The sequence below is a fragment of the Priestia sp. YIM B13491 genome (assembly GCF_042787605.1).
In the GTDB taxonomy this organism is placed as follows: Bacteria; Bacillota; Bacilli; order Bacillales; family Bacillaceae_H; genus Priestia; species Priestia megaterium_E.
In genome coordinates this window covers 42,284-49,222 of sequence record NZ_JBHZOR010000017.1, presented here as the reverse complement: position 1 = coordinate 49,222, position 6,939 = coordinate 42,284, and the positions used below count along the sequence as shown (strand labels likewise).

Annotated in this window: 7 protein-coding genes; all 7 read right to left on the bottom strand. The window is 39.0% G+C overall.

Features of this window, described 5'->3' with window-relative positions; genetic code table 11:
• Nucleotides 1-261: 261 nt before the first annotated feature.
• Nucleotides 262-1,746, bottom strand: a complete 1,485-nt coding sequence (lysS, locus tag ACFX4E_RS26660) for a lysine--tRNA ligase (protein WP_013054894.1) — start codon at nucleotides 1,744-1,746, stop codon at nucleotides 262-264.
• Between the two features lie 272 nt (nucleotides 1,747-2,018).
• Entirely contained in the window at nucleotides 2,019-2,564 is a 546-nt protein-coding gene (gene folK / locus ACFX4E_RS26655) for a 2-amino-4-hydroxy-6-hydroxymethyldihydropteridine diphosphokinase (protein ID WP_098250022.1), read from the bottom strand.
• Complete coding sequence (gene folB, locus ACFX4E_RS26650) at nucleotides 2,565-2,924, bottom strand: dihydroneopterin aldolase (protein WP_060744933.1); 360 nt, start codon at nucleotides 2,922-2,924, stop codon at nucleotides 2,565-2,567. It lies immediately after the preceding gene.
• A gap of 21 nt (nucleotides 2,925-2,945) precedes the next feature.
• Nucleotides 2,946-3,809: an aminodeoxychorismate lyase gene (gene pabC, locus ACFX4E_RS26645; protein WP_060744944.1), complete on the bottom strand. Its 864-nt coding sequence runs from the start codon at nucleotides 3,807-3,809 to the stop codon at nucleotides 2,946-2,948.
• A gap of 4 nt (nucleotides 3,810-3,813) precedes the next feature.
• Nucleotides 3,814-4,395 carry an aminodeoxychorismate/anthranilate synthase component II gene (gene pabA / locus ACFX4E_RS26640; RefSeq protein ID WP_013054890.1) on the bottom strand — a complete coding sequence of 194 codons (582 nt, stop codon included), beginning with the start codon at nucleotides 4,393-4,395 and terminating at the stop codon, nucleotides 3,814-3,816.
• A gap of 2 nt (nucleotides 4,396-4,397) precedes the next feature.
• Complete coding sequence (gene pabB / locus ACFX4E_RS26635; RefSeq protein ID WP_028410341.1) at nucleotides 4,398-5,813, bottom strand: aminodeoxychorismate synthase component I; 1,416 nt, start codon at nucleotides 5,811-5,813, stop codon at nucleotides 4,398-4,400.
• Between the two features lie 97 nt (nucleotides 5,814-5,910).
• The gene (gene cysK, locus ACFX4E_RS26630; protein ID WP_013054888.1) at nucleotides 5,911-6,849 is read right to left on the bottom strand and encodes a cysteine synthase A; all 939 of its coding nucleotides are present in this window, start codon (nucleotides 6,847-6,849) and stop codon (nucleotides 5,911-5,913) included.
• Between the last annotated feature and the right edge of the window lie 90 nt (nucleotides 6,850-6,939).

Here is a 6,939-nt window from a genome sequence, read left to right as displayed (position 1 = left end):
AAAAATAAAAATTAACGTTGACGTTTGTCGCTTTGTTCAGTTTTCAAAGTTCAACCGCCGCTCTTAAGCGACTTTACTATCTTATCAAGTTATTAACGTAATGTCAACAACTTTTTTTATTTCTTTTTGTTGTTTTCGCTTGTCCGCGTTAGCAACAGATATAAATATACCAAATCAATTTCATAAAAACAAGAGGTAAATTAAAAGTTTAAATTTTCTAATATTATCAACTAAAAAAAGATGGCCGTAGCCATCTCTTTTTTAGCGTTGACGCATATGTGGGAATAATAGTACATCACGGATTGACGGTGCATTTGTTAGTAACATAACAAGGCGGTCAATACCGATTCCTAGACCACCTGTAGGTGGCATACCATATTCTAATGCCTCAATGAAGTCATCATCCATCTCATGTGCTTCATCGTTTCCTTGTTCTTTCTCTTTCAACTGAGCTTCAAAGCGCTCACGTTGGTCAATTGGATCATTTAGCTCTGTAAATGCGTTCGCGTGTTCACGCGCAACGATAAACAGCTCAAAACGGTCAGTAAAACGCGGATCTTCCGCATTTTTCTTAGCCAATGGAGAGATTTCTACAGGATGTCCGTAAATGAACGTTGGTTGAATTAACTGCTCTTCTACTTTTTGTTCAAAGAATTCATTTACAATATGTCCATATTGCATATGTTCAGTGATTTCTACCCCGTGTTCTTTCGCTAAAGCACGAGCTTCTTCAACAGATGTTTCTCCCCAGAAGTCTACGCCCGTATATTGTTTAATAGCATCGACCATATGAAGTCTTGTCCACTCTGGAGTTAAATCTACCTCTTGATCGCCATACTGAATCTTTGTTGTGCCAAGTACTTCTTGCGCGATGTGTGCAATTAAGTTCTCTGTTAAAGCCATGATATCTTTGTAGTCTGCATACGCTTCGTACAATTCGATCATTGTAAATTCAGGATTGTGACGTGTAGATACACCTTCATTACGGAATACACGGCCAATTTCATATACTTTTTCTAATCCACCTACGATTAAACGTTTTAAATGAAGTTCAATCGCAATACGCATATAAAGTTCCATATCAAGCGCATTGTGGTGTGTCACAAACGGACGAGCTGCTGCTCCACCTGCGATTGAATGCATCATCGGTGTTTCAACTTCTAAATATCCATGATTATCTAAGTAACGGCGCATCGATTGAATAATACGGCTTCTTGAGATAAATGTTTGTTTACTTTCTGGGTTTGTAATTAAATCTAAGTAACGTTGACGGTAGCGCTGTTCAATATCTTTTAAACCATGATATTTATCTGGAAGTGGACGAAGCGCTTTTGTTAGTAACGTAAAATCTTTTACTTTAATAGAAAGTTCGCCAACTTTTGTTTTGAATAAAACACCTTCAACCCCTACCAAGTCACCGATATCTACGCTGCTGAAGATTTCGTACTGTTCTTCGCCAATTGCATCTTTACGTACATAAAGCTGAATTTGTCCTGTTAAATCTTGAACGTGAGCGAAACCTGCTTTTCCTTTTCCACGCTTTGTCATAATACGACCAGCTAATGACACAGGCACTTCATTTTCTTCTAACTGTTCTTTTGTTAACTCGTCATACTCACTAATTAATTGCTGTGATGTATGTGTACGTTCAAAACGTTGACCAAACGGATCAATACCTTGATCTCGTAGGTTGCTCATTTTTTCGCGACGAACGAGAAATTGATCATTTAATTCTTCATGACTCATCGTTTACTCATCTCCATCGTATAATTAAGTTTTCCGAAACAGAAAAAAGGCCAGCATGTTTACTGGCAACTACTACGTTTCTTTAAAATTATTATAGGTTCAGTCGTTTCTCTATGTCAAATCGCTTTATTCTTGCTGTGCTTCTCTTTTTCTTCGATTTCTCTAACAAGCTACCGAATAAACCAAAAACCTGCGAACCCAAATCTCAAAGTTTTCACTATGAACTCTACTTTACGCCAATATAAAAATGAATCAACTAATAAGATTCATTTTCACTTATGTAAATCATTACTATTATTTTCGAACATATCTAGTATACCAGTTGTTTGCTCTCGAAATAATTTTACATCTTTTAAATCCGATAAACGTGTTGTGATGATTTCAACTTTTTCTTCTGCTACAGGGAGAATAAGAGATGGAGCTAGTTCGTTTAGAGGAACCATCACAAACGCTCGTTCAAACATTCGGGGATGAGGGACGCTCAGTCTATCCGTATGAATGATTTCATTACTATAAAGTAAGATATCTAAATCAAGGGTTCTAGGTCCCCATACAATCTCTCTTTTTCGACCTGCCGCTTGTTCAAGGGCTTGCAAACAATCTAAAAGGTGCTCTGACGAATACGTTGTTTGTATTTTTACTACCATGTTTAAAAAGCTTGCTTGATTCGTATACCCGACCGGGGCCGTTTCATAAACAGATGAAACAGCCACTACCTTAATCTCAGAGTGTTCCATCAAGCCAGTAACTCCTGACTTCAAATGTTCCATTCGATTTTCAATATTTGATCCTAATGCAATATATGCTTCTGTTGTCATTCAACGGCTCCTTTTAATTTCAATAGCTACCGATTGATAATAACCGGGAATTGGCGGATCGGGCTTATATACCTTTACTGTACACGCCTGCACGAGTTCATAATTAGCAAGCAATTCAGATGCAATCGTTTCAGCCACCGTTTCAACTAACTTGAACGTGCGCTTCTCTACAACTTCCTGGCATGTTTGGTATAAATCTGCATAGCTCACCGAGTATTCTAAATTGTCCGTAGTACCCGCTTGCTTTAAATTCAGTTCCACAGCTAAATCCACGTGAAAACGCTGCCCTAATTTATTTTCTTCTGGAAATACGCCATGATAGCCATAGAAACGCATATCATTCACATAAATTTTATCCATCTTTAGTCTCTCCTTTCGCTTTTATACATGTAGCTCGTGTCGACTCATTAGCGACATCGTGTAAGAGCGATACTCTTTTTGCAACTGAGCTGTCAGCGTATGGTCTCCTACTGAAAACTGCTTATCCTTTATACTTCGAAGAGGTACGATTTCTTGAATGGAATTTGTAACGAAAGCTTCATCACCCTCCAAGAGCTGCTCCACCGTAAATAAGCCTTCTACAACCTCTATGTTTTTCTTTTGTAAAAGCGTAAAGATAAACTGTCTCGTAATTCCATTTAAGATACCTGTTTCAAGAGACGGCGTATATACACAATCATCTTTTACAAAAAATAAATTGGACACAATACCTTCGGCTAAGAACCCTTCTTTTGTTAAAAAGATACCCTCTTTATTTAAGTCTGAACCAACTTCTCGCTTAGCTAGTACATTATTTAAATAATGATGAGACTTTAACCTCATGGTTCCTTCAGGCGTATTTCGTTTCGTCTCAAGAATAAGCCCCTCTTTTACAAGGGGGCTCGATGGATGAGGCATTGATTTCATATATACGATTGTAGATGGCTTGTCGTATTCTTCCACCTGCAAGCCAATTCCGCCATTTCCCGCTGAGATATTTAATCGAACATACGCATTCCTCTCATTGTTTTTCATTAACAGACTATTAATGATTTCCAACACGTCCTGTGTAGAGTAGTCCCATACAATGTTTAATTCACGTAAGCTGCTACGCAGTCGATCCAGATGGTCTTCCACTAAAAATGGATGACCTTCGTAAACTCGTAGCGTTTCAAACAGCCCTAGGCCATACATATATCCGTGATCAAACGGAGAAATAGTGGCTTCAGATGCAGGCTTTACTTCGCCATTTACGTATATATACATATCATTACACTCGCTTTTTTTCGTAAGTTTCAATAAAATTTTTCAGCATTTCTTTACCGTAAGAAGTCATGATAGATTCAGGATGGAACTGTACTCCTTCAATAGGTAATGATTTATGGCGAATCGCCATAATTTCATCTTCTGCTGTCCACGCTGAAATCTCAAAGCAATCCGGCAGTGAACTTTTTTCTACAATCAAAGAATGATATCGCGTTGCCGTGAACGGATTATCAAGACCTTTAAAGATAGTACGGCCATCATGATGCATTTCAGATGTTTTACCGTGCATTAATTTATCCGCACGAATCACATTCCCTCCAAAAGCTTGCCCAATCGACTGATGCCCTAAGCATACGCCGAATATTGGAATCTTACCTGCAAAATACTCGATGGCTTCTAGACTGATTCCCGCTTCGTTAGGACTACAAGGTCCCGGGGAGATCATCAAGAAATCTGGATTTAGCACTTCAATTTCAGAAAGTGTAATTTCATCATTTCTTTTTACAAGAAGCTCATGCCCTAGCTCACCTAAATACTGTACTAAATTAAACGTAAAAGAATCATAATTATCAATCATTAATATCATCTTTACTCACCCTCACTCAGCTCATTTTCGCTCTGCTCTTTTGCTTTCCATAGTGCAATTGCTTTTTTCAGTGATTCTTTGTATTCGTGTTTCGGATTTGAATCAATCACAACACCCGCACCAGCCTGCACATAAGCTTGGCCGTCTTGAATAATCATAGTGCGAATCGCAATATTTAATTCCATATCTCCATTAAACCCAATCCAACCAATCGATCCTGTATAAATTCCTCGTCGAACTGGTTCAAGTTCTTCAATGATTTCCATTGTACGAACTTTAGGTGCTCCAGTAATCGTTCCTCCAGGAAAAACCGCATCTACGATATCTACAAAATCTTTGTTGCGCGCGAGCTTGCCTTTTACATTAGACACAATATGCATGACATGTGAATATTTTTCAATAACCATAAACTCGTCAACATGCACGGTACCATATTCGCTTACTCTACCAAGATCATTACGCTCCAAGTCAACAAGCATCACGTGCTCCGCACGCTCTTTTTCGTTATGAATAAGCTCATCCGCTAACTGTTGGTCTTCTTGATCATCCTTACCTCGAGAGCGCGTTCCCGCAATCGGTCTCGTACTGATTTCATCACCGGCTTTTTTCACTAATAGTTCTGGTGAACAGCTCACAATGTGAAATTCTTCTGTCTGCATATAAGACATGTAAGGAGACGGGTTGATTTTTCGTACCTGTTCGTAGATATGCATAGGATGAGTTTGAAGCTGTTGAGACTGTCGAACAGATAAGTTCACTTGAAACACATCGCCTTGCCCGATGTACTCATGTACGCGAGTTGTAGCATCTGAAAAAGCAGCTTCAGACATCGAAACCTCACTCTTTTCGGCAACACGATGAATCCACTCATATGAGAGTCCTTCAGTACTTGCCTCCATCCAGTCCTTTTTGTATTGATCAATACGCTTATGTGCCTTCTCTTTACAATCTGCTTCGTCATTAACGATAATCCAGAGCTTTTCCTTTTCTTGATCGTATACAAATACGTCATCGAAAATAAGGAAATGAACGTCCGGCGTTTTCAATGAATCTTCAGCAAGATCAGGTATGGTTTCTACATAGCGGATATAATCATAGCTAATAAAGCCAATTGCTCCACCTTGAAAAGGAGGAAGATCTGGATTCACCTCTGCTTCAAACTTCTTCACCCAGTCTCGCATAAGATGAAGCGGATTACCTTTTTGAACAGTAGCTTGGCCATCCGTTTTGATATGAAGCTCGTTTTGTTCGCCTCGCAAAATGGCTACAGGTTTTAATCCCATCATTTGAAACTTTCCGCCTCGACCGCTTTCAAGCAGGATATGATTCGGTTCCTCTTTTGACAACTCTTGATATTTTTTGAACCATTGGTTTTTAGAGATAGAAATAGATTCGCCCCAAGTCATTCTTTGCTGCATTTGTTCACTCTCCTAAAAATAAATCACCTGCTTTCATTTTACATGATTCTCAGATGAAAAAAAACAGCTTCATATAGAAGCTGTTTTTTTATCGTTTTTATGCTTGTGTTTGTTCCTCGAATTGGAACAACGGAGTACTTAAGTAACGCTCACCGTTACTTGGAATAATCGCTAACACTTTTTTACCTTTTCCAAGCTGTTTTGCAGCCTTTAACGCAGCATAAATCGCAGCCCCAGAAGAGATACCTACTAGTACACCTTCTGTTTTTGCTACTTTACGGGCATATTCAAAAGCTTGGTCGTTTTGGACAGCGACAACTTCGTCATATACTTCCGTGTTAAGCGTATCCGGAACAAAGTTTGCACCAATTCCTTGAATTTTATGAGGTCCTGGTTGACCACCGCTTAAAATCGGAGAATCAGCTGGCTCTACCGCATAAATTTTGATATTTGGGTACTTTTCTTTTAACACTTCACCAGCACCTGTAATAGTACCGCCAGTACCGATACCTGCTACAAATCCATCTAGCTGATCGCCAAACTGCTCGATAATTTCTTTAGCCGTTGTTTGACGGTGCACTTCTGGGTTCGCCTCGTTTTGGAACTGCTGAGGAATAAAGTAGCCGTGCTCTTTTGCAAGCTCAGTTGCTTTATTAACCGCCCCTTTCATTCCTTCTGGACCTGGTGTTAACACTAACTCTGCACCGTACGCACGAAGCAGATTACGACGCTCAATACTCATCGTTTCAGGCATTGTTAAAATAGCACGGTATCCTTTTGCTGCAGCTACCATTGCTAAGCCAATTCCTGTGTTACCACTTGTTGGTTCAATGATTGTGTCGCCAGGTTTTAACACACCTTTTGCTTCCGCATCTTCAATCATTGCTAATGCGATACGATCTTTTACGCTGCTTCCTGGGTTCATAAATTCTAATTTTAAATATACATCCGCCATATCTTCTTCAACTAGACGGTTTAGTTTTACGATTGGTGTTTGACCAATTAACTCTGTAATTGAATTTGCAATACGTGCCATATGACCACTCCTAATACCAACTAATTTTATTGATTTTGTATACAATTTATCAGATGTTTTCTAAATTGTCAATCATTTTGTCTTTCCATT